21 protein-coding genes are annotated in these 22,854 nt (G+C 63.4%); 9 read left to right on the top strand and 12 right to left on the bottom strand.

The window, feature by feature from the left end:
- The first annotated feature begins 45 nt into the window (after positions 1-45).
- From E5X34_RS03615 to E5X34_RS03575, 9 genes are all read left to right on the top strand, one after another.
- A complete protein-coding gene (locus E5X34_RS03615) occupies positions 46-1,299 on the top strand; it encodes an ABC transporter substrate-binding protein (RefSeq protein ID WP_292561141.1) in 1,254 nt (417 codons plus the stop codon).
- A gap of 126 nt (positions 1,300-1,425) precedes the next feature.
- Positions 1,426-2,385, top strand: coding sequence for a sugar ABC transporter permease (locus E5X34_RS03610; protein WP_292561137.1), 960 nt, complete (start codon positions 1,426-1,428; stop codon positions 2,383-2,385).
- On the top strand, positions 2,382-3,326 hold the full coding sequence (locus E5X34_RS03605; RefSeq protein WP_292561134.1) for a carbohydrate ABC transporter permease: 945 nt from the start codon (positions 2,382-2,384) through the stop codon (positions 3,324-3,326). Before E5X34_RS03610 ends, E5X34_RS03605 begins: the two co-directional genes overlap by 4 nt.
- Positions 3,327-3,349: 23 nt before the next feature.
- Positions 3,350-4,465 carry an ABC transporter ATP-binding protein gene (locus E5X34_RS03600; protein ID WP_126081444.1) on the top strand — a complete coding sequence of 372 codons (1,116 nt, stop codon included), beginning with the start codon at positions 3,350-3,352 and terminating at the stop codon, positions 4,463-4,465.
- 5 nt (positions 4,466-4,470) lie between these two features.
- The gene (locus E5X34_RS03595) at positions 4,471-5,973 is read left to right on the top strand and encodes a GMC family oxidoreductase (protein ID WP_292561131.1); all 1,503 of its coding nucleotides are present in this window, start codon (positions 4,471-4,473) and stop codon (positions 5,971-5,973) included.
- Complete coding sequence (locus tag E5X34_RS03590; protein WP_292561128.1) at positions 5,970-6,731, top strand: 3-ketoacyl-ACP reductase; 762 nt, start codon at positions 5,970-5,972, stop codon at positions 6,729-6,731. Before E5X34_RS03595 ends, E5X34_RS03590 begins: the two co-directional genes overlap by 4 nt.
- A gap of 6 nt (positions 6,732-6,737) precedes the next feature.
- Positions 6,738-8,366, top strand: coding sequence for a choline dehydrogenase (locus E5X34_RS03585; RefSeq protein ID WP_292561126.1), 1,629 nt, complete (start codon positions 6,738-6,740; stop codon positions 8,364-8,366).
- Between the two features lie 10 nt (positions 8,367-8,376).
- Positions 8,377-8,694, top strand: a complete 318-nt coding sequence (locus E5X34_RS03580) for a Dabb family protein (RefSeq protein WP_292561123.1) — start codon at positions 8,377-8,379, stop codon at positions 8,692-8,694.
- 93 nt (positions 8,695-8,787) lie between these two features.
- Complete coding sequence (locus E5X34_RS03575) at positions 8,788-10,005, top strand: MFS transporter (RefSeq protein WP_292561120.1); 1,218 nt, start codon at positions 8,788-8,790, stop codon at positions 10,003-10,005.
- A gap of 6 nt (positions 10,006-10,011) precedes the next feature.
- On the opposite strand, the gene E5X34_RS03570 is transcribed toward E5X34_RS03575, so the two are convergent.
- The 12 genes from E5X34_RS03570 to E5X34_RS03515 all read right to left on the bottom strand — a co-directional run bounded on the left by E5X34_RS03570 (position 10,012) and on the right by E5X34_RS03515 (position 22,814).
- Positions 10,012-10,857 carry an EamA family transporter gene (locus E5X34_RS03570; RefSeq protein WP_292561117.1) on the bottom strand — a complete coding sequence of 282 codons (846 nt, stop codon included), beginning with the start codon at positions 10,855-10,857 and terminating at the stop codon, positions 10,012-10,014.
- Between the two features lie 7 nt (positions 10,858-10,864).
- On the bottom strand, positions 10,865-11,782 hold the full coding sequence (locus E5X34_RS03565) for an endonuclease/exonuclease/phosphatase family protein (RefSeq protein WP_292561114.1): 918 nt from the start codon (positions 11,780-11,782) through the stop codon (positions 10,865-10,867).
- A 225-nt stretch (positions 11,783-12,007) separates the two neighbouring features.
- Entirely contained in the window at positions 12,008-13,558 is a 1,551-nt protein-coding gene (locus E5X34_RS03560) for a sodium:proton antiporter (protein ID WP_292561111.1), read from the bottom strand.
- A 125-nt stretch (positions 13,559-13,683) separates the two neighbouring features.
- Entirely contained in the window at positions 13,684-14,748 is a 1,065-nt protein-coding gene (locus tag E5X34_RS03555) for an ABC transporter ATP-binding protein (protein WP_292561108.1), read from the bottom strand.
- Between the two features lie 25 nt (positions 14,749-14,773).
- A complete protein-coding gene (locus E5X34_RS03550; RefSeq protein ID WP_292561105.1) occupies positions 14,774-15,565 on the bottom strand; it encodes an ABC transporter permease in 792 nt (263 codons plus the stop codon).
- Positions 15,562-16,476: an ABC transporter permease subunit gene (locus E5X34_RS03545; RefSeq protein ID WP_042639359.1), complete on the bottom strand. Its 915-nt coding sequence runs from the start codon at positions 16,474-16,476 to the stop codon at positions 15,562-15,564. The genes E5X34_RS03550 and E5X34_RS03545 overlap by 4 nt, the downstream gene beginning before the upstream one ends.
- 62 nt (positions 16,477-16,538) lie before the next feature.
- Positions 16,539-17,645: an ABC transporter substrate-binding protein gene (locus tag E5X34_RS03540; RefSeq protein WP_292561102.1), complete on the bottom strand. Its 1,107-nt coding sequence runs from the start codon at positions 17,643-17,645 to the stop codon at positions 16,539-16,541.
- Positions 17,646-17,890: 245 nt separating this feature from the next.
- The gene (locus E5X34_RS03535) at positions 17,891-19,063 is read right to left on the bottom strand and encodes an iron-containing alcohol dehydrogenase (RefSeq protein ID WP_292561099.1); all 1,173 of its coding nucleotides are present in this window, start codon (positions 19,061-19,063) and stop codon (positions 17,891-17,893) included.
- 18 nt (positions 19,064-19,081) lie between these two features.
- A complete protein-coding gene (locus tag E5X34_RS03530; protein ID WP_292561096.1) occupies positions 19,082-20,467 on the bottom strand; it encodes an aldehyde dehydrogenase family protein in 1,386 nt (461 codons plus the stop codon).
- A gap of 14 nt (positions 20,468-20,481) precedes the next feature.
- The gene (locus E5X34_RS03525; RefSeq protein WP_292561093.1) at positions 20,482-20,901 is read right to left on the bottom strand and encodes a type II toxin-antitoxin system VapC family toxin; all 420 of its coding nucleotides are present in this window, start codon (positions 20,899-20,901) and stop codon (positions 20,482-20,484) included.
- Positions 20,891-21,370, bottom strand: a complete 480-nt coding sequence (locus E5X34_RS03520; RefSeq protein WP_292561089.1) for a hypothetical protein — start codon at positions 21,368-21,370, stop codon at positions 20,891-20,893. The genes E5X34_RS03525 and E5X34_RS03520 overlap by 11 nt, the downstream gene beginning before the upstream one ends.
- A gap of 73 nt (positions 21,371-21,443) precedes the next feature.
- Complete coding sequence (locus E5X34_RS03515) at positions 21,444-22,814, bottom strand: glutamine synthetase family protein (RefSeq protein WP_292561086.1); 1,371 nt, start codon at positions 22,812-22,814, stop codon at positions 21,444-21,446.
- Positions 22,815-22,854: the final 40 nt, after the last annotated feature.

The following is a 22,854-nucleotide window of genomic DNA, read 5'->3' as shown; positions in this document are numbered from 1 at the left end:
GGCGGACACCCGCCGGTTATGTGAATGCAACAAGGGAGGTAGTACATGTTGCGCAAACTGCTTATCGGAACGGCTCTTGCGACGAGCTTTGCGTTCTCGGCGCATGCCGCGGACGTCAAGGAAGTGCAGATGCTGCATTGGTGGACGTCGGGCGGCGAAGCGGCTGCCCTGAACGTGCTGAAGCAGGATCTGGCGAAGGAAGGCTATGCCTGGAAGGACGTGCCGGTGGCCGGCGGCGGCGGCGACGCCGCCATGACCGCGCTGAAGGCGATGGTCGCGGCCGGCAACTACCCGACCGCCTCGCAGATGCTGGGCTACACCGTGCTCGACTATGCCGCCGCCGGCGTCATGGGCGACCTGACCGAGACCGCCAAGAAGGAAGGCTGGGACAAGTCGGTTCCGGCCGCCCTGCAGAAGTTCTCCGTCTATGACGGCAAGTGGGTTGCCGCACCGGTCAACGTCCACTCCGTCAACTGGCTGTGGATCAACAAGGCGGTGATGGACAAGATCGGCGGCACCGAGCCGAAGACCTTCGACGACTTCGTGGCGTTGCTCGACAAGGCCAAGGCTGCCGGCGTCATCCCGCTCGCTCTCGGCGGCCAGAACTGGCAGGAAGCCACCATGTTCGACTCGGTCGTGCTGTCGACCGGCGGGCCGGAGTTCTACAAGAAGGCGATGAACGACCTCGATGAGGAGTCGCTCAAGTCCGACACGATGAAGAAGTCGTTCGACAACCTCGCCAAGCTCGTCAAATATGTCGACCCGAACTTCTCGGGCCGCGACTGGAACCTCGCCACCGCCATGGTCATCAAGGGCGACGCGCTGGTTCAGGTGATGGGCGACTGGGCCAAGGGCGAGTTCCACGCCGCCAACAAGACCCCGGGCACCGACTTCCTCTGCTATCGCTTCCCGGGCACCGACGGCTCGGTGGTCTACAACTCCGACATGTTCGGCATGTTCAACGTTCCGGACGACCGCAAGGCCGCCCAGGTCGCGCTGGCCACCGCCACCTTGTCGAAAAGCTTCCAGTCGGCCTTCAACGTGGTGAAGGGTTCCGTCCCGGCCCGCACCGACGTGCCGGACACCGACTTCGACGCTTGCGGCAAGAAGGGCATCGCCGACCTGAAGAAGGCCAACGAAGGCGGCACGCTGTTCGGCTCGCTGGCGCAGGGCTACGGCGCGCCGCCCGCCGTCGCCAACGCCTACAAGGACGTCGTGTCGAAATTCGTCCATGGCCAGATCAAGACCTCGGACGAAGCCGTGACCGAGTTGGTCAAGGCGATCGACGACGCCAAGTAAGCTTCGCTTGAACTCAGGTCTCCCCCGCTTCGGCGGGGGAGGTCCTCCTGTCGATGAAAGGTGTGGGACAACCCTGGTGCGTTTTCGCACCGGGCGGTTTCCGACCAACCGGAACTGGACAAGCCGATGAGCACAGTTGCCGAAACCCAGATCAAGCTGACACCGGAGCACGACGCCCGTCCCGGCGCGTCGGTCCGTTCGCGGCTGCAGGATCTGTTGCCGAAGATCGTTCTGGCGCCGAGCTTCGCGGCGACGATCGTCTTCGTTTACGGCTTCATCCTTTGGACGATCTATCTGTCCTTCACCAACTCCAAGACCTTCCCGTCCTATGCCATCACTGGCCCCCGCGCCTATCAGCGGCTGTGGCGATGGACCTTCGAGAGCGACCCGCCGTCGAGCTGGTACACCTCGATCACCAATATGGGCATTTTCGGCTTCCTCTATATCCTGATCTGCCTGGCGCTCGGCCTATTCCTGGCCATCCTGCTCGACCAGAAGATCCGCGGAGAAGGCGTGCTCCGCCCGATCTACCTCTACCCGATGGCGCTCTCCTTCATCGTCACCGGCGTCGCCTGGAAATGGTTCCTAGATCCCGGCCTCGGGTTGGAGCAGACGCTGCATCAATGGGGCTGGACGAGCTTCCATTTCGACTGGATCAAGAACAAGGATTTCGTCATCTACACTGTGGTGATCGCCGGCGTCTGGCAGGCTTCCGGCTTCATCATGGCGATGTTCCTGGCCGGCCTGCGCGGCATAGACGGCGAGATCATGAAGGCGGCGCAGATCGACGGCGCTTCCACTTTCCAGCTCTACCGCCGCATCGTCATTCCGCTGCTGCGGCCCGTGTTTCTGTCGGCCTTCATCGTGCTCGCGCATCTGGCCATCAAGTCCTATGACCTGGTGGTCGCGCTGACCAGCGGCGGCCCCGGCGGCTCGGCCTGGCTGCCCTCCAACTTCATGTATGAGTTCACCTTCAAGCGCAACGAAATGGCGGTCGGCTCGGCGAGCGCCGTGATCATGCTGATGACGCTGACCGCGATCATCGTGCCTTATCTCTATTCCGAGCTCAGGGAGAAGCCGCGATGAGCACTGTTGCCTCGCCTGCCCGTCCGGCTTCGAGCGGCGTCAGCGCCAGGACGATCAACCGCATCGTCATCTACGGCCTGCTGGCGCTGTTCGCGATCTTCTACCTGATGCCGCTCTTCGTCATGCTGGTCACCTCGTTCAAGACCATGGACGAGATCCAGAACGGCAACATGCTGGCGCTGCCGCAGTCGCCGACCATCGCGCCCTGGTTCAAGGCCTGGGGCGAGACCTGCGTTGGCCTCACCTGCGCCGGCATCAAGGGCTATTTCTGGAACTCCATCAAGATGGTGGTGCCGGCGGTGCTGATCTCGACGCTGCTCGGCGCCTTGAACGGCTACGTGCTGACCAAATGGCGCTTCCGCGGCCACACGCTGGTTTTCGCCATGATGCTGTTCGCCTGCTTCATCCCGTTCCAGTCGGTGCTGTTGCCGATGGCGACGATCCTCGGCAGCATCGGCCGCTTCGGCGTCACGCTGCAGAACCTGACCGGCTTCAACTTTGGCCTCGGCAATTCGACGGTGAACCTGGTCTTCGTCCACGTGGTCTATGGACTGGGCTTCACCACCTTGTTCTTTCGCAACTACTACGAGGCGTTCCCGACCGAACTGGTCAAGGCGGCGCAGGTCGACGGCGCGTCCTTCTTCCAGATCTTCCGCCGCATCATGCTGCCGAACTCGATGCCGATCTTCGTCGTCACCGTCATCTACCAGTTCACCAACATTTGGAACGACTTCCTGTTCGCCTCGGCCTATGCCGGCACCGGCGACGTGATGCCGATGACGGTCGCGCTGAACAATGTCGTCAACACGTCCACCGGCGTCGTCGAGTACAACGTCAACATGGCGGCGGCGATGATCGCCGCGCTCCCCACCCTGATCGTCTATGTCGTCGCCGGCCGCTATTTCGTGCGCGGGCTGATGGCCGGCGCGGTCAAGGGCTGACCCTGTTTTCTGAAGGAACGACCATGGCTTTTCTGGAAATTGATGGGCTGAAGAAGCGCTTCGGGAGCGTCGAGATCCTGAAGGGCATCAATGTCGAGCTCGAAAAGGGCGGCTTCCTGGTGCTGGTCGGCCCGTCCGGCTGCGGCAAGTCCACGCTGCTCAACACCATCGCCGGCCTGGAGCAGATCACCGAGGGCGAGATCCGCGTCGACGGCCGCGCCATCAACGATCTGCACCCTTCGAAGCGCGACATCGCCATGGTGTTTCAGAGCTACGCGCTCTATCCGAACATGACCGTTGCCGGAAACATCGCCTTCGGCATGGAAATGCGCGGCGTGCCGGCCGCCGAGCGCCAGGCGGCGATCGACAAGGTCGCCAAGATCCTGCAGATCGGCCACCTGCTCAACCGCAAGCCCAGCCAGCTTTCCGGCGGCCAGCGCCAGCGCGTCGCCATGGGCCGGGCGCTGGTGCGCGACCCGAAACTCTTCCTGTTCGACGAGCCGCTCTCCAACCTCGACGCCAAGCTGCGTGTCGACATGCGCATCGAAATCAAGCGCCTGCATGCCACCACCGGCACGACCATCGTCTATGTCACGCACGACCAGATCGAGGCGATGACCTTGGCGACCAAGATCGCGGTGATGCGTGACGGCGAAGTGCAGCAATTCGGCACGCCGGCCGAGATCTACAACAACCCGACCAACATCTTCGTCGCCGACTTCATGGGCTCGCCGGCAATGAACCTGATCCCGGCCAAGATCGACGGCAACGGCGCCGGCCTTTCGGTGGTGCTGGACCGCGAGTCGCGCCAGCCGATCGTGCTGCCGATGCCAGGCGCCCCCGCCGGCCTGTCCGCCTTCAAGGACAAGCAGGTCATCTTCGGTGTCCGCCCCGAAGCGTTGACCGATCCGGAAGGCGCGGAACGCAACGGCTCCGCCATCGCCACCGCCGACTGCCATATCGAGGTGGTGGAGCCGGCCGGCTCCGACACCTTCGCCGTCACCAATCTCGGCGGCAAGGGCGTGGTAGCGCGGCTGAGAGCAGACGCCAGGATCCAGCCCGGCACCAGCACGCCCTTGGCCTTCAACCTCAGCAAGGCGGTGTTCTTCGACCCGGCGACCGAGAAGCGCATACTTTAAAAGCTATGGCAAACCCGGATATCGTCATCATCGGCTCCGGCATCGGCGGCGCCACGATCGCCTCCGGCTTGGCCGGCAGCGGCGCCTCGATCCTGATCCTGGAGCGCGGCGAGCCGCTGCCCGCGACACCGCATGCGCGCTCGACGCGTTCGATTTTCCTCGACGAGCACTACCGGCCGAAGGAGATGTGGCGCGAGGCCGGAGGCGCGCCCTTCAACCCCGGCAATTACTACTATGTCGGCGGCAATTCGAAATTCTTCGGCGCCGTCCTGATCCGGTACCGCAAGGAGGATTTCTCCGAGCTCGAGCATTTCGGCGGCGTCTCGCCGGCCTGGCCGTTTTCCTATGACGAGTTCGAGCCCTGGTATTCGAAGGCCGAGCAGCTCTTTCGCGTGCGCGGCACGCTGGGCGAAGACCCGACCGAACCATTCCATTCGATCCCCTATGCCTTCAAGCCGGTGCCGGACGAGCCGCCGATCGCCCGCGCCCGCGCCGAGTTGAAAGGTCTCGGTCTGCATCCGGCATCGCTGCCGCTCGGCGTCGACATCGAGAGCTGGCTGAAGGAAGGCAAGACCGGCTGGGACGCCTTCCCCAACACCGGCCAGGGCAAGATCGACGCGCAGACCGGCCCGCTGGCCGAGGCGCTGATGGATCCGAACATCCGCCTCGAAACCGGTGCCCATGTCGACTGGCTCGAAACCGCGCCGGACGGCAAGTCAATCGCTACCATCCACTACACCCAAGATGGCGCGCAGAAGACGCTGTCGCCGAAGCTGGTCATCCTCTCGGCGGGCGCGATCAACTCGGCCGCCATCCTGCTGCGCTCGCCCTCCGCGAAAGGCAGAGGTCTAGCCAACAGCTCCGACCAGGTCGGGCGCAATTTCATGAACCACAATTCGAGCGCCATGCTGGCGATCGATCCGCGTCGCCGCAACGATAGCGTCTACCAGAAGACGCTGATGCTCAACGATTACTATCTGTCGGACGGCAAGGGCGGCAAGCCGCTTGGCAATGTGCAACTGCTCGGCAAGATCGACGGCAACATGCTCAAGGCCAATGTAAAGACGATGCCGAAATTCGTGCTCGACTTCATGGCCGGCCACGCCGTCGACTGGTACCTGATGTGCGAGGACCTTCCCGATCCCGAAAGCCGCATCATGGTCGACGGAAAGGAGATCGTCATGCAGTGGCGGCGCTCCAACATGCAGTCGCTGGAAGGCCTGACCAAGGTGATGCGCGAGAACCTTCGCGCCTGCGGCTATCCGATCGTGCTGTCGCGCCCCTTCGACAAGCGCACGCCGTCGCATCAATGCGGCACGGTGAGGATGGGCAACGACCCGGCCACCGCGCCGCTCGATCCCTTCTGCCGCGCTTATGATCACCGGAACCTGTTCGTCGTCGATGGCGGCTTCCTGCCGACCTCGGCGGCCGTCAATCCGGCGCTGTCGATCGCCGCCCAGGCGCTGCGCGTGGCGGACTATCTCCGCAAGACGGAGCTTGCCGCATGACCCGCCCTGCAGCCATCGTCACCGGAGGCGCGCGCGGCATCGGGCTGGCCTGCGCCGAGGCACTGGCCGATGCCGGCTTCGACATCCTTGTCGCCGACCTCGCCGACAGGCCCCCCGACGAACTTGCCGAGATTATTACCGCGCGCGGCGCGAAGTTTGCCTATCATCGTTGCGACATCGCCGATCTCGCCGGGCACGCGCTGGTCGTTGAAGCTACCATGCGCGCCTTCGGCCGCATCGATTGCCTGGTCAACAATGCCGGCATCGGCGCTGTTGTGCGCGGCGATTTGCTGGAGCTGAAGCCGGAGAATTTCGACCGCGCGGTCGGCATCAACCTGCGCGGCACGGTGTTCCTCAGCCAGGCCGTCGCCAAGGCTATGCTGGCGACACCCGCAACCGTTGCCAGATCGATCATCACCATCACTTCGGTCAGCGCCGAAATGGCTTCGCCGGAACGCGCCGACTACTGCATTTCCAAGGCCGGGCTTTCGATGTGGGTAAAGAACCTGGCGCTGCGGCTCGCAGCCGAGAACATCGGCGTGTTCGAGGTGCGGCCGGGCATCATCCGCACCGATATGACCGCTGGCGTCTCCGCCAAATATGACGCGCTGATCGAGGACGGCCTGGTGCCGGCAAGACGCTGGGGCGAAACCGCCGACATCGGCGCCGTGGTTGCGGCGCTCGCCTCCGGCAAATTCGGCTTTTCGACCGGATCGGTCATCGATGTCGACGGCGCGCTCTCCGTGCCACGCTTGTGAGGAACAATGGCTGACTACATCATTGTTGGCGCCGGTCCGGCCGGCTGTGTTCTCGCCAACCGGCTGAGCGAGGATCCTTCGAATTCCGTGCTGCTGCTCGAAGCCGGCGGCAAGGACTGGCATCCGCTGATCCACATGCCGGCGGGCTTCGCCAAGATGACCAAGGGCATCGCCTCCTGGGGCTGGTCGACTGTGCCGCAGAAGAACATGAAGGACCGCATCTTCTGGTACACGCAGGCCAAGGTGGTCGGCGGCGGCTCGTCGATCAACGCCCAGATCTACACGCGCGGCAACGCCCGCGACTACGACGCCTGGGAGAAGGAAGAGGGGCTCGCCGGCTGGGGCTATCGCGACGTGCTGCCCTATTTCAAGCGCGCCGAGAACAACCAGCGTTTTGCCAATGATTTCCATGGCGACCAAGGACCGCTCGGTGTGTCGAACCCGATCTCGCCGCTGCCGATCTGCGAGGCCTATTTCCGCGCCGGACAGGAAATGGGCATACCCTTCAACCCGGACTTCAATGGCGCCAGCCAGGAGGGCGTCGGCTACTATCAGCTGACGCAAAAGAATGCGCGGCGCTCGTCCGCCTCTGTTGCCTATCTGAAGCCGATCCGCGCCCGCAAGAACCTGACGGTGCGGACGGACGTTCTCGTCACCCGCGTCGTCATCGAGAAAGGCCGCGCTATCGGAGTCGAAGTCGTCGACAGGCCAGGTGGCGAAAAGACCATCCTGCGCGCCGAACGCGAGGTGGTCGTCTCGTCGGGCGCGATCGGCTCGCCCAAGCTCCTCATGCAGTCGGGCATCGGCCCGGCCGACCACCTGAAATCGGTCGGCGTCACGCCGGTGCACGACCTTCCAGGCGTCGGCTCCAACATGCAGGATCATCTCGACCTGTTCTTGATCGCCGAATGCACCGGCGACCACACCTACGACAACTACGCCAAGCTGCACCGCACCCTATGGGCCGGGCTGCAGTATCTTCTGCTCAAGAAGGGGCCGGTCGCCTCGAGCCTGTTCGAGACCGGCGGCTTCTGGTACGCCGACCCGACGGCCGCCTCGCCCGACATCCAGTTCCATCTCGGCCTCGGCTCCGGCATCGAGGCCGGCGTCGAGAAGCTGAAGAACCCGGGCGTGACGCTGAACTCCGCCTTCCTGCGCCCGCGCTCGCGCGGCACGGTGCGGCTGAAGAGCGCCGATCCGGCCGACCATCCTCTGATCGATCCGAACTACTGGTCCGATCCGTATGACCGCGACATGTCGATCAAGGGCCTCAGGCTGGCGCGCGAGATCATGCGGCAGAAGGCGCTTCAGCCCTTCGTGTTGCGCGAGGTGCTTCCGGGTCCGAACCTGCAGAGCGACGCCGATCTCTTCGATTATGCCTGCCGCAGCTCCAAGACCGATCATCATCCTGTCGGCACCTGCCGCATGGGCCATGACGCGATGGCGGTCGTGACGCCCGATCTCAGGCTGCGCGGCATCGAGGGTTTGCGCGTCTGCGACGCCTCGGTGATGCCGCGAGTCCCCTCTTCCAACACCAATGCGCCGACCATCATGGTCGGCGAAAAGGGTGCCGACCTCATCCTTGGCCGCGAGCCGCTGCCGCCGGCCGTGTTCAAGGGCAATCAGGCGGCTTGAGGAGAAAACGATGATCCGCCACTGCGTCTTTGTCCGCTTCCGCGAGGATATTCCCACAGCCGAGCGCGAGGCGATCCATGCCGATCTCGAAGCGCTGCGCGCCGTCATCGACGGCATGGGCAAGGTGCATTTCAGCGCCAATGTCAGCCCGGAGCCGTTCGCGCGCGGCTTCACGCATGGCTTCACCATCGACTTTCGCGATGCCGTCGCCCGTGACGCCTATCTCGTGCACGAGGCGCATCAGCGCGCCGGCGGGCGCCTTGTCGCCGCGCTTGAAGAGGGCACCGACGGGCTGATGGTCATCGATCTCGAGGTGACGCAAATGTGACCGCTCGCCGGCTTAAAACCGGCAGCTGTCCCGTTCTCTTTTGCCCGCCGTGGAACATATCGCTCCTTTTGGGGACACAAAAGGAGCACCGCCTTGAACCTCACCAGCGAGCAGAAGAAAACCGTAGTCGCGTCCTTTCTGGGCTGGACGCTCGACGCGTTTGATTTCTTCCTTCTGACTTTCCTGCTCACCGATATTGCCGCTGAATTCCAGACTGATGTCCCCGCCGTCTCCAAGGCGCTGTTCTTGACCTTGGCCACACGCTTCATCGGTGCGTTCTTCTTCGGCATGCTTGCCGACAAATACGGCCGCAAGCCAATCCTGATGCTGAATATCGTCAGCTATTCGGTGATCGGCGCCTTGGCCGCCTTCTCGCCCAATCTCGGCATATTCCTGGCGCTGCGCGCCCTGTTCGGCATCGCCATGGGCGGCGAATGGGGCCTGGGCAGCTCGCTTGCGATGGAGTCTATCCCACCCGGCGCGCGCGGCATGGTCTCGGGCATACTGCAATGCGGCTATCCGGCCGGCTATTTGCTTGCCGCCGTCGCCTACGGATTGCTCTACGGGCAGAAGATCGGCGACTTCACCATCGGCTGGCGCGCCATGTTCCTCTTGAGCTTCGTGCCGGCGCTGATCGTCCTGTTCATCCGTTCGCATGTGCCGGAATCGCCTGCTTTCGTCGAAGGCCGTTCGCAGGCGCGGCCCGGTCTTCTCGAAACGCTGCGGAAGCACTGGGGCATCGCCCTCTATGCCGTCGTGCTGATGATGTTCTTCAACTTCTTCAGCCATGGCACTCAGGACCTCTACCCGACCTTCCTGAAGAAGCAGCACGGCTTCGATCCGCACACGGTGAGCTGGATCACCATCGTCGCCAACATCGGCGCCATTGTCGGCGGCTTGGCCTTCGGCGCGCTGTCGGAGAAGATCGGCCGCATCAACGCCATCACGCTCGCTTGCGTGATCGCCCTGCCGGCGATCCCGCTCTGGGCCTATACGACCACGCCTTTCATGCTGGCGATCGGCGCCTTCATCATGCAGGTGGCGGTGCAAGGCGCCTGGGGCGTCATCCCGGTGCATCTCAACGAATTGTCGCCGGGCTCGGTGCGGGCGACGCTGCCCGGCTTCATCTATCAGGCCGGTAATCTGGCCGCTTCCTATGGCGGCCCCTACCAGGCCGGCATCGCCGAAGCGCCGGGAGGCAGCTACGGTTATGCGCTGGCGCTGTTTGCCGGCGTGGTTGCAGTCTGCATCATCGTCGTCATCCGCTTCAGCCCCGAGAAGCGCGGCCAGGTGATGACCGTGCTCGGTTGAATGGCATCAACCCATTCTCAGCGCGACGACGCCGGCGACGATGCCGAGCGCGGCCGTGGCGCGCCAGGCCGTCATCTTCTCGCCCAGCGCCAGCACCGAGATCAGCATTGCGAACAGGATCGAGGTTTCGCGCAGCGACGCGACCGAGGCGATGGGAGCCTTGGTCATCGCCCACATGACGATCCAGTAGGCCGCGCCGCTGAGCACGCCGGTGAACAGCCCAGCCTTCCAGTCGCGAGCCAGCACGGGCAGCGACTGTGGCCCGCGAAAGGCGACGCACAGCACCAGCGCCCACGTCGCATCGCAGACGAACAGCCAAGCGGCGTAGCTCGTCGCGGTCGCCGCCAGCCGCGCGCCGCTGCCGTCGGAAAGCGTGTAGCTGGCGATGAAGATCGATGTGCCAAGCGCGAAGCCGACGGCGCGCAGATTGAGCCTTTCCAGATGCGCGCCGCCGCGAAACGACATGACCAGCGTGCCGATCGACAACAGCACGATGCCGACGATGGCAAGCGGCGCAGGCACCTCCCCGACCAGCACGATGCCGCCCAGCGCCGAGAGCAGCGGCGCGGTGCCGCGCGCCAGCGGATAGGTCTGGGCGAAATCGCCGGCCTTGTAAGCACCGATCAGGAATGTCCGGTAGCCCATGTGGAAGAAAACCGAGGCGAGGATGAATGGCCAGACCTCGGCCTTCGGCATCTCGACAAAGGGCAGCACCACGAGCGCCGCGGCGCCCATGCCGAGCGTCATCAGCGTGATCGATAGGAAGCGGTCGAGATGCACCTTGACCAGCGCGTTCCAGATCGCGTGCATGGCAGCCGCCGACAGCACAGCCAGGAAGACGAACAGCGTCATACCCGCCTCATCTGCCCGTCGGACCCGAGGCGATGCCCGGCGTTTCCAAGTCGATATCGACCCTTAGCGGAAAATGGTCGGATGCCTCCGCGCCGACATCCGCTGTCACCGAACGGACGCGCCTGGCCAGCATGCCGCCGACGAAGCAATGGTCGAGCCGGCGTTTTGCGAGCCTGCCGTCGATGATCTTTTCATGCGTGTGGAAATCCGGTCCGGGCTCCCTGACGACGGCAGCAGCATCGACGAACCCGTCGATATAAGCAGCGCCGGGATGGTAGGGCGTATTGCCGACTATGCGCCGGTATTCGGCGCTGCCCGGCTCCATGTTGAAATCGCCAAGCCAGATCGCCGCCCGGGGGTTTTCGGGCTCCGCCTGGCCGTTCGACCAGTTGCGCTGCGGCTCGTCGTCGGCGCCGCTCCACGGGCCGCCGTCGGATGGCGCGCGACGATGCTCGGCCAGCAGATAGTCGATCTGCTCCAGCCGCTCCTCGGCCGCGATATGCGCCAGATGCAGAGAAAGCACCCGCACCGGTCCGGCCGGCGTGCGGACCATGCATTCCAGCGCCGCGTTGCGGGTGTTGAGCGGTCTCAGCGTGCGGCGCATCGGCAGCGCGTGCAGCCGCGACCAGACGATCGGCAGCTTCGACAGCACCATCGTGCCGAACTGCCGCCGGCGGTTGACGACGCGACCGTCGCGCTTCTCGCTGGCGTCCATGTCGAAGGCGGGGCCATAGGCCCAGTAATAGTCGGGCAACAGCCTGGAAAGGATCTCGGGCTGGTCGTCATCATTGGTTCGCCGCCAATGCCGCTCGACCTCCTGCAGCGCGATGATGTCGGCGCCGTCAACCAGCCTGGCGGCACGGGAAAGATCGTAGCGCCCGTCGCTGCCGTAGCCATACTGGATGTTGTAGCTGATCAGCTTCATTGATTAACCGGCTCACTTCCAGCGATCGCAGTAGCCCCTCGCCGTCAGCGTTTCAATGGACCGCGAGGACGAGCGGAGTAGTCCAACGGATGCCGCGAACCACCCTCGCCAAACCGTTCCACTGTTTCATGGACAGCGAACCGCTCTATCTCCTGTTTTGGCGCGATCCTGGGCGGACGCGGTGAAGTCGCCGACCCCAACTGCCCATGCTTTCGCTGAACCCTGTCAGGTGGTGAGCGGCTGATAGCTTCCCGCGGGCGACGCCGCCAGTTCCGACCAATCGATCTCTTCTTCCAGCCGGTGATAGGCCTCGTCGCCGATCGTGCCGTTGCTGCGCAGTTCCTCCAGCCTGTCGCGCTGCCGTTTGATGGCGTAAAGACGCAACCGATCGTATTCCGTCGCGGCTTGCGCGTCGTCGGGATTCTCGGCGATCCGGCGTTGCGCCTCGTATTGTTCCCGCACGACGGCGGCAGCGGCCGATGTCTTGCGGTTCAGCACGTCGAGCGCGGCCTGCATGATGGCGACGCGCGCCTCGGCCACTTCGCGATCGATCGTCATATCCCGCTCGAAGTTGAGCCGGCGCAGCAGGGGCTTCAGGCTCATGCCCTGCAGCACAAGCGTTCCGAGCACGACGGCAAAGGCCGCCAGCACGATCGGGTCGCGGCCGGGAAAGTCGGCGGGCAACGCGATCGCCACCACCAGCGTCACCAGCCCGCGCATGCCGCACCAGCCGACAAGCACCGCGCCGCGAAATGTCGGCGCATCCCGCTTCTGCCCTTCGCTGTCGAAACGCCTGAACTGCCGTATCACCGCAACGTAGCTCATCACCCATACGAGACGCGCCGCGATGACGACGGCCAGCACCGTCGCGGCGAACAGAAAGGCCTCGCCTTGCCCGTCGCCGGAGAGCCGGCCAACGATCGATCGAGCCTGCAGGCCCATCAGCACGAAGGCCAGCACGTTGAGCACGAAGACGGCCGACTCCCAGACCGAATAGGTGCTGACGCGTCGCCTCGCCGACATCCGGCGTGGCGCGGTCCGCGCGATGGTGATCGCATAGACGACGATGGTGATGATGGCGGAGAGACCGAGCTTGTCGGCAATGATCCAGACGGCGAAGGTTCCGGCGAACTGCACCACGGTGCTGCTTGCCGCATCCTCGATGCGCGTCAGCGCGAGCAGCGACACTCGGCCGAACACATAGCCGGCGACGACGCTGCCGACCGTCGCAAGCAGGATGACGGGCACTGCGTCCTTGAGCATGACCGAGCCGATGGCCGCCGAAACAGATATCCTATAGATCAACAGTGCTGTGGCATCGTTGAGCAGGCTCTCGCCCTGCAGGATGGCTGTGATGCGGTGCGGTACCTTGAATTGGCCGAGCACGGCGCTCGCCGCGACCGCGTCGGGCGGAGCCACGATGGCGCCTAGCGCGATCGCCGCCGCGATCGGAAGGCCGGCCATCTTCCAGCCGACGAAGGCAACCACCACGGTGGTGAACACGACGGCGCCGAGCGCCAGAAGCACCAGCGACAGCCGGTAGCGTTTCAGGTCGCGCAGCGAGGTGTCATAGGCGGCGTCGAGCAGCACCGGCGCGATGAACAGCGCCAGCGCCAGTTCCGGATCGATCTCGATCGTTGGTGCGCCCGGCACGAAGGCCAGCGCAACGCCTGCAAGCGCCAGCAGCGACGGATAGGGTATCTCAAGACGGCGCGACAGCGCCGTCAGCGCGACGGCGATCAGAAGCAGGATGAGGGTGAGCTCGAAGAGGGCCATGGCTCATCGTAACGATGAAACACGAGGCTTGGCAGTACCTCGAGCTAGGATACTGTTGATTTGTCAGGCCAGAAGCGCAGGAGACCGCCCATTTGTAGGCGGCCTCACCTGAATATCGACATAGCCTAGTGCAGGACCAGCATATCGCCCGACGAGAAGGAAATATCCGCCTTGTCGCCGACGACCGGCGGCGGCGTCGTGGAATTGTTGAAGGTGTCGAGCGACACCGTGTTGCCGCCGATGCCGACGCGCACGCGGATGACCGAGCCGAGGAAATGCACTTCGGCGATCTCGCCCGACAGGCTGGCGTCATGGCCGGGTTGCCGCCCCAGCGAGATCGCTTCCGGCCGCAGCGCCAGCGACAGCGTATCGCCGGACTTGGAGCCGTTGAGCTTGCCCTTGAGCGAGACTTCCTGGCTGTTGACCTGCACCTTGCCCGAGGCGGCGTCGGTGACCTTGCCCTCCAGCACGTTGAGCGTGCCGACGAAATTGGCGACGAACTTGGTTGCCGGCCGGTTGTAGATCTCGAACGGCGTGCCGACCTGCTCGGCCCTGCCGCCATACATCACCGCAATGCGGTCGGAGATCGACAGCGCCTCTTCCTGGTCATGCGTGACGAAGATGGTGGTGATGCCAAGCTTCTTCTGGATCGAGCGGATTTCCTCGCGCAGCGAAATGCGCACCTTGGCGTCAAGCGCCGAAAGCGGCTCGTCGAGCAAGAGCAGCTTCGGTTTCGGCGCGATGGCGCGCGCGAGCGCGATGCGCTGCTGCTGGCCGCCGGAAAGCTGGTAGGGATAGCGGTCAGCCATTTGCGGCAGCTTGATCATATCGAGCATCTCGGCGACGCGCCTGTCCGCGTCAGGCTTCGGCATGCCGCCCACCTTCAGGCCAAAGGCGATGTTCTGCGCCACCGTCAGGTTCGGGAACAAAGCATAGGCCTGGAACACCATGCCGACATTGCGCTGGTTGGGCTTCAGCCTTGTGATGTCCTTGCCGCCGACGACGATCTTGCCGGCCGAGGGCTCCTCGAAGCCGGCGACCATGCGCAACACCGTCGTCTTGCCGCAGCCTGACGGGCCTAGGAAGGAGACGAACTCGCCGGGCGCGACGTCGAGGTTGAAATCCTCGACCACAGTGGTGGCGCCGAAGGATTTTCGCACATGCTGGATGGACAGGAACGGCTCGGCCATGGCTTTTTCTTTCACTGCTTTTCGCTCAATTGGGGCGGTTCGCCGATTTCGGCGCGAAGCGCGACAGTATCTGAATCAGTGACATGCAGCCCCAGGTTATTACGAAGGCGATAATCGACAGCGCTGCCGGCTCATAGGCGCGGTTGGCGACCAGATTCTGCAGATAGGGGCCGAAAGCCGGACGGTTGAGCAGGCTGGCCATCGTAAACTCGCCGATGACGATGGCAAAGGTGAGGAAAGCGCCTGACAGTACGGCGATCAGCACATTGGGCAGAATGACCCGGGCGATGATCGTGCCCCAGCCGGCGCCCAGGATCTGCGCTGCCTCAGTCAGCGTGCGCACGTCGATGGTGCGAAGGCCGGTGTCGACGGCCCGGTACATGTAAGGCAGCGCAAGCGCCGCATAGCCGATGACCAGCAACGCGTTCGCTCCCAGATTGGACCCCAGGAACGGCAGCGGTGAATTCGAGCCGTACATCCGGATATAGCCGAAGACGATGACGATGGCCGGGATCACCAGCGGCAGCAGCGTGATGAATTCCACGATCGGCCTGAGCTGCGGCAGGCGCAGGCGGATCCAATAGGCCGTGGGCACCACGATCAGCACACCGAGCAGGATGGTGAAGACGGCAACGATCACCGAGAACATGAAGGTCGCTTGGAACTGGCTGTCGCCCAGCACGACCTTGTAGGCGTCAAAGGAGTAGACGCCGCGCCGCATGCGCAGCGAGAACTCGATCGTCGCGATCAAAGGGATGAAGAAATAGGCCGCGCCCATGAGGAAGACGAACCAGGCCCAGAACCTGCCGGATTTCATTTCAGCCACCTCTCCGAGCGCGTCCGGAACCAGATGTAGAAGATGTTGGCAAGCCCGGTGATGAAGATCATGCCGAAAGCAATCGCATAGCCGAGATGGGCATTATGCAGCACGTCGCCGCGGATCTGCGCATAAAGCAAGATCGGAACGATGTTGAGCGACGAACCCGTCAGAGCGTAGGCGGTCGCGATCGCTCCGAAGGCGTTGGCGAAGAGCAGGATGACAGTGCCGAGGAAGCTCGGCCAAAGCACTGGAATGACCACCATGCGCCAATATTGCGCCTGGGTGGCGCCGAGCGTCGCGGCGGCCTCGCCCCATTCGCGTTTCAAGCCGTCGATGGCCGGCACGATGATGACCACCATCAACGGGATCTGGAAATAGACATATGTGATCGTCAATCCCCAGAATGAGAGCAGGTTGAAGCCATGCGCATAGAGGTTCAGGCCAACCAGCGTGTTGAGCAGGACTGTCACGAGACCGAGCCGCCCAAGCGTCGCGATAAAAGCGAAGGCGAGCGGCACGCCCGCGAAATTGGATGCCACGCCGGAGAAGGTGAGCGTCGCCGAACGTATCCAGTTGGGCAGCCCGCCGCGCACGATGGCGATGGCGATTGCAAGGCCCGCGAAGGCGCCGATCAGCGATGACGCCAGGCTAACCTTTATCGAGATCCAGTAAGCGGCGACGATGTTGGCCGAAAAGAGCGCGACGATGTTCGCGAAGGTGAATTCGCCTGCCTCGTTCTGGAAAGCACCCAGCATGAGGTAGAGCGTGGGCAGGATCAGGAACATCACGGCGAAGACGAAGAAAGGCGTGACGCCAAGCCACTGCGTCGGCAGCCGCAGGCTTCGCGCCTCGGCTGGCGGCGCGGTGTTTCCCGCAATTGCCTTGTTGGATAGCGAGAGATCGGTCATGCGCCGGTTACCGTGCTGGAACGAGGCCGGGCGACCAGAGCCGCCCGGCCGGTATCACGCTGTTACTTCACATTGGCGCCGACGACGGCGTCCCAGTTCTTGGTGATGGTTTCCTTGGCCTTGCCCTGCTCATCGAGCGTCGGGAACACGGCGGCAGCATAGGATTCCGCCGGCGGCAGCTTGGCCAGCACGTCCGCCGGGATCTTGCCGTTCTTGGCGAGATCGTTGAAGCGGATTGGGTGGCAATAGCCCTTCAGCCAGCCGATCTGGCCTTCATCGGAATAGAGGTACTCCATCCACAGCTTGGCGGCGTTCGGATGCGGCGCGAAGGCGCTGATTGCCTGCACGTAAACGCCGGCGACGACGCCCGTCTTCGGCACGATGACGTCGACGGGCGGGTTGCCCTTCAGCGTGTCGCGGCCCGAAAGCGCGTTATAGTCCCAGGTTACGAGGATCGGTGTCTGGCCTTGGGCGAGCGTCGCGGTCTTGCCGATGACCGGCACGAAATTGCCGGCTGCGTTGAGCTTCTTGAAGTAGTCGAGGCCGGCGGTGCCTGCGGCTTCGCCAGCGGCGGCGCCGCCGGAAAGGCCGGCAGCGTAGACCGCCTGGATAGCCTGGTTCGAAGCGCGCGGGTCACCGGCGAGCGCGACCGAGTTGGCGAATTCCGGCTTGAGGAGATCAGCCCAGTCGGTCGGCGATTCCTTGACCAGATCCTTGTTCACCTGGAAGGAGAGCACGCCGTAATAGTCGCCGTACCAAGCGCCGTCGGCATCCTTGGCGCTGTCCGGGATCGAGTCCCACGTCGACACCTTGTAGGGCATCAGCAGGCCGTCGGCCTTGGCGGTCGGACCGAAGGACAGGCCGACGTCGATGACGTCGGGCGCCTGCGGGCCCTTGTTGTCCTTGTTGGCCTTGATCGCCTCGACCTCGTCGCCCGAGCCGGCGTCCGGATTGAGCTCGTTGATGGTGATTCCCGGATACTTAGCCTTGAAACCGTCGATCACTGCCCCGTAGCCACACCAGTCATGCGGAAGCGCGATGGTAGTGAGCTGGCCTTCCGCCTTCGCGGCCTTGACGAGATCGTCCAGCGAATCCGCGGACGAAATCACCGTCGACGCGAAGAGCGCCGCGGCCGAGAGGGAAAGCACTTTCCCCGTGAACTTGAACATGTGTTCTCTCCGTTGAACTGGCGCGTTTAAGCGCCTGCGATGCGGGTATCGTTTTCGTGTGACAGCCAGATGAAGGCTTTTTGAAACCGGACCCCCGCGGCGAAAAAAGTTAACTCTTTTTAACGGACTGTAGCAATTAGCCCGCACTTAATTTTCCGGCTAATGGTTAGTCGCCTTGTTTTTTGCCCGCTCTCCTTCTCCCATGGACATCCCCTTGTTCAACTTCCGACATGGCAAGCCGGCTCTCAGACGGAGCCGGAGATCGCGTTTTCCAGCAGCGTCAGCGCCGCCTTCTTTGTGAGCTTCACCGGGTTGCCGCCGGCCGTCGGATCGACCACCGCCATGTCGGCGATCAGCGTCTTGCGCTTCTTGTCCATGTCGAGCCCCTTGATCAGGCCGGGCAGCGCGTGCGGCACCTTAAGCTCCTTGCGCAGCTTGATGATGGCCTTGGCGAAGCCGTCGAAGCCTCCCTTGATGCCGCAATAGGCGGCGAGCCGTGCGATACGATCCTCGATCGCCTCCCGGTTGAAGGCCAGCACATAGGGCATGAACACCGCATTGGTCATGCCGTGATGGGTGTCGTAGAGCGCGCCGATCGGATGCGACAGCGAATGGATGGCCCCCAACCCCTTCTGGAAAGCGGTGGCGCCCATGGCCGCCGCGCTCATCATATGGGCGCGCGCAACCAGATCCTTGCCGTTGGCGAAGGCCTTCGGCAGGTTTTCGAACACCAGCCGGACACCTTCCACGGCGATGCCGTCTGCCATCGGGTGGTAGCCCGGCGCGCAATAGGCCTCCAGGCAGTGCGCCAGCGCGTCCATGCCGGTGCCGGCGGTGATGAAGGGCGGCATGCCGACCGACAGTTCCGGATCGGCAATGACGATCGCCGGCAGAAGCTTCGGATGGAAGATGACCTTCTTGGTGTGGGTCTCCTCATTGGTGATGACGCCGGCGCGGCCGACCTCGGATCCCGTGCCCGCCGTGGTCGGCACCGCGATGATCGGCGCGATCACGTCCGAATTGGCCCGGGTCCACCAGTCGCCGATATCCTCGAAATCCCAAACGGGCCGTGTCTGCCCGGCCTGGAAGGCGATGAGCTTGCCGAGGTCGAGCGCGGAGCCGCCGCCGAAGGCGATGACGCCGTCATGCTTGCCCTTCTTGAACACCGCGATGCCGGCGGCGAGATTGGACTCGACCGGGTTGGGCCTCACCTCCGAGAAGACGCCGTATGGGATCTTGGCATCGTCGAGGATCTTCAGCGTCGAGGCGACGACGGGCAGCTTCGCAAGGCCCGGATCGGTGACGAAGAGCGGCCGCTTGATGCCCGTCGCGTTGAGCACATCAGGCAATTCCTTGATGCGCCCGGCGCCGAAGCGGACGGTGGTGGGGTAGTTCCATTTGGAGATCAGCTTGGACATTTTCTGTCTTTCGAAAGGTCAGATCGTTTCGCGCAGGTGATAGGATTTCGGCCGGGTCAGATTGTCGTAGCCGATGGCCGAGAGCGCCGCGCCCTTGCCGGTGTCCTTGACGCCGGTCCAGACCAGCGCCGGGTCCAGATAATCGCAGCGGTTCATGAACACGGTGCCGGTCTCGACGCGGTCGCCGATGGCGATCGCGCGCTCGGTGTCGCGTGTCCAGATCGACGCGGTCAGCCCATAGGGGCTGTCGTTCATCAGCGCGATCGCCTCCTCGTCGTTGCGCACCTTCATGATGCCGACGATCGGCCCAAAACTCTCCTCGCGCATGACGCTCATCTGGTGGTCGACTTCTGTCAGCACTTCCGGCGCCAGATAGGGCGAGCCCGCCCTGTCGTTCTCGACCTTCATGTTGATATGCGCGGTCGCGCCTTTGCGCAGCGCCTCGGCCTTCTGCTCGCGGATCAGGTCGGCGAAGCGCGCCTGCGCCATCGGGCCCATTGTGGTCGCCTGTTCCAGCGGATTGCCGACGACATAGTTCTTCGTCTCGGCGACGAAACCTTCGACGAACTCGTCATAGACCTTCTCGTGCACATAGACGCGCTCGATGCCGCAACAGCACTGGCCCGAATTGTAGAAGGTGCCGTCGACAAGATTGGCGACCGCATGGTCCAGCTTGGCGTCGGGCAGCACATAGGCCGGATCCTTGCCGCCGAGCTCGAGGCCGAGCGTCATGAAGGTGCCGGCCGCCGCCTTCTCGATGGCGCGGCCGCCGCCGACCGAGCCGGTGAAGTTGACATGGTCGATCTTGCCGGAGCCGAGCAGCTTCTCGGTCTGGGCATGGTTCATGACGAGGTTCTGGAACAGCCCCTTGGGCAGGCCGGCCTTGTCGAAAGCCTGCTGGAAGCGTTCGCCGACGAGCAATGTCTGTGCCGCGTGCTTGAGGATAACGGCGCTTCCGGCCATCAGCGCCGGCACGATGGTGTTGACGGCGGTGAGATAGGGATAGTTCCAAGGCGCGATCACCAGCACGACGCCGAGCGGCACCTTCTTCACATAGCGCCGAAAACCCTCCTTCGGGTTCGAGGCCATGACCGGTTTCAGTGCCTGCTCGGCTATCTCGACCATGTAGTTGGTGCGTTCCTTGACGCCGCCGAACTCGCCGCCATAGCGCACCGGCCGCCCCATCTGCCAGGCGATTTCCGGCACGATCTCGTCGGTCATGGCGACCAGCGCCTCGAGCATCGCCAGCATGTATTTGCCGCGCTCGACGACCGGCGTCTCGGCCCATTTCTCCTGCGCCGCCCTGGCGCGCTCGACCGCCGCGTTGATCGCCTGGTCGCTCGCGACCGGCCGCTCGGCATAGATCGAGCCGTCGACGGGGGATTTGAGTTTTACGGTTTCCAAAAAGGATCTCCAGATCAACAAGCTACTGTTTTGACGAAGCCGGCCGCGCCGTAGGCGAGGATGGCGCGATCGCGGGTGATGATTTCCAGGTTCCTCGATCGCGCCGTGGCTATGATGATCCGGTCCGTCGGATCGTTGTGAACGGCGCCGGGTAGGAACGACGACTCGACGAGGAGTTCGCTATCCACCCCCTCGACACTCGTTGCGCCGGCTTTCACGAACCCATCGAACCAGGCGAGCGGCGACTTGATGAACGGAAGCCGGCCCTTGGAGACGAGCATTCCGATTTCCCAGGCCGACATCACGGAAACGGCGATCACGCCACCGTTTTTTCGCACACTGGTCACCTTATCGATCGCCGTGCTCGCGACCGGCTGCTCGGTCGACAGCCACAGCATGAAGCACGTGTCCAACAATATTCCATCAGTCCTCATACACTTTGCCCCAGTCCGGATCCGCGGGGGCGGTGTAGTCGACCTCCGGAAGAAGCGTGAGCGTCCCGGCCATGCATCCAAACAGCGGGTCGGCGCCCCGAGGCGGAACGATATAATCTTGGCTCTTACCGCTCATGTCCGGTGCATTCTTGAATACCGCCTTGTCCTCCATGAAGCCTGGCCGGCGCCCCGAACCTCCTTCCCCGGCCTGCCCACCTGCAGTCCCTTGCGAAGAACGTCGAAATACCAGATTTTCGCCGGCGATATTGACCGACTCCGTCAGGAAGCCCGCGGCCAGCCATTCCTTTGTCATCGGATTGTTGCTGGGATTGTTGCTCCACCAAGCGGGATACTGCTTGGACGCCGGCAGCTTTTCACCCAGCACCTTCTCAATATCGCTGAACGACATTGATACCCGCTCACCGGCTTGAGCCATGAGATACGAACGCAAAGGCGAATACTTTCCCATTTTCACGCTCCTGAAACCTAACTTCCGCCAAATTACAGCTTCAGTTAAGTTCAGTCAAACGTCTATTACAGCTTTAATATCGCTCGAAGCCCCGATGCAGTTCCCAATCCGTAATGCGGCGGTCGTATTCGAACTGCTCCCAGCGGGCGGTGTGCACATAGTGCTCGATCACCTCCTCGCCGAAGGCCTGCTTCAGCATCTTCGACTTGGCCAGCGTCTCGGTGGCGTCGCGCAGCGTCTTCGGGATCTCCGGCAGCCGCGAAGCCTGGTAGGCGTCGCCGACGAACGGCTTCTGCAGTTCCAGCTTCTCGTCAATGCCGGCGAGGCCGGACGCGATCAGCGCCGCGAAGGCGAGATAAGGGTTCAAATCGGCGCCGCCGATGCGGCACTCCATGCGGATGCCTTTCGTGCCCTCGCCGCAGAGCCGGAAGCCGGCGGTGCGGTTGTCCTCGCTCCACATGATCTTGGTCGGCGCGAAGGTGCCAGCCTGGAAGCGCTTGTAGGAGTTGATGTAGGGCGCCAGGAACCAGGTGAACTCCTTGGCGTATTTGAGCTGACCGGCCGCCCATTGCTGGCCGAGGCTCGACAGCGTCCATTCGGCCTTTTTGTCGAAGAACAGCGGCGTCTTGCCGTCGGCGCTCCACAGCGAATTGTGGATGTGGCTGGAATTGCCGGCGAGCCCGTAATTGTACTTGGCCATGAAGGAGATGGCCTTGCCTTCGGAATCGGCGATCTCCTTGGCACCGTTCTTCAGGATGACGTGGCGGTCGGCCATATCGAGCGCTTCGGCGTAGCGCACATTGATCTCTTCCTGACCGGGGCCCCACTCGCCCTTGGAATTCTCGATCGGAATGCCGGCCGCCTCCATCTCGTTGCGAAGCCGGCGCATGACGCCTTCTTCCTTGGTGGTGATGCCGATCTGGTAGTCGCCGATATAGGGCGAGGCGCTGTCGAGCCCCTGCCAATGCTTCTTGCGGGCGGACTCGTAGGTCTCGCTGAACAGGTAGAATTCGAGCTCGGAGGCGAAATAGCCGATATAGCCGCGCTCCTGCAGGCGCTTGACCTGCTTCTTCAGGATCGCGCGGGGTGAGTGCCCAAGATCCTCATGCGTGTGATGGTCGAGCACGTCGCAGATGACCAGCGCCGTCTTCTCCAGCCACGGAATGCGCCGGAGCGTCGACAGGTCGTGCTTCATGACGAAGTCGCCATAGCCCTTCGACCAGCTCGCCGCCTTGTAGCCCGGCACCGGCTCCATATCGATGTCGCAGGCGAGCAGATAGTTGCAGCCATGCGTCTCGCCATGCGCGGAATCGACGAAATACTGGGCCAGGAAGCGTTTTCCCGAGAGCCGGCCCTGCATATCGACGATGCAGGCCAGCACCGTGTCGATCTCGCCGTTCGAGACCGCCTTCTTCAACTGATCGAACGAGAAATTCCCGGCCATTCCTTTGGCGCTCCAGTGCTGTCGATTTGAAAGGGAAAAA

Source organism: Mesorhizobium sp. (assembly GCF_004963255.1).
Taxonomy (GTDB): Bacteria; Pseudomonadota; Alphaproteobacteria; order Rhizobiales; family Rhizobiaceae; genus Mesorhizobium.
Note: the sequence above shows the minus strand (reverse complement) of the source record. Positions and strands in the feature narration are given on the sequence as shown.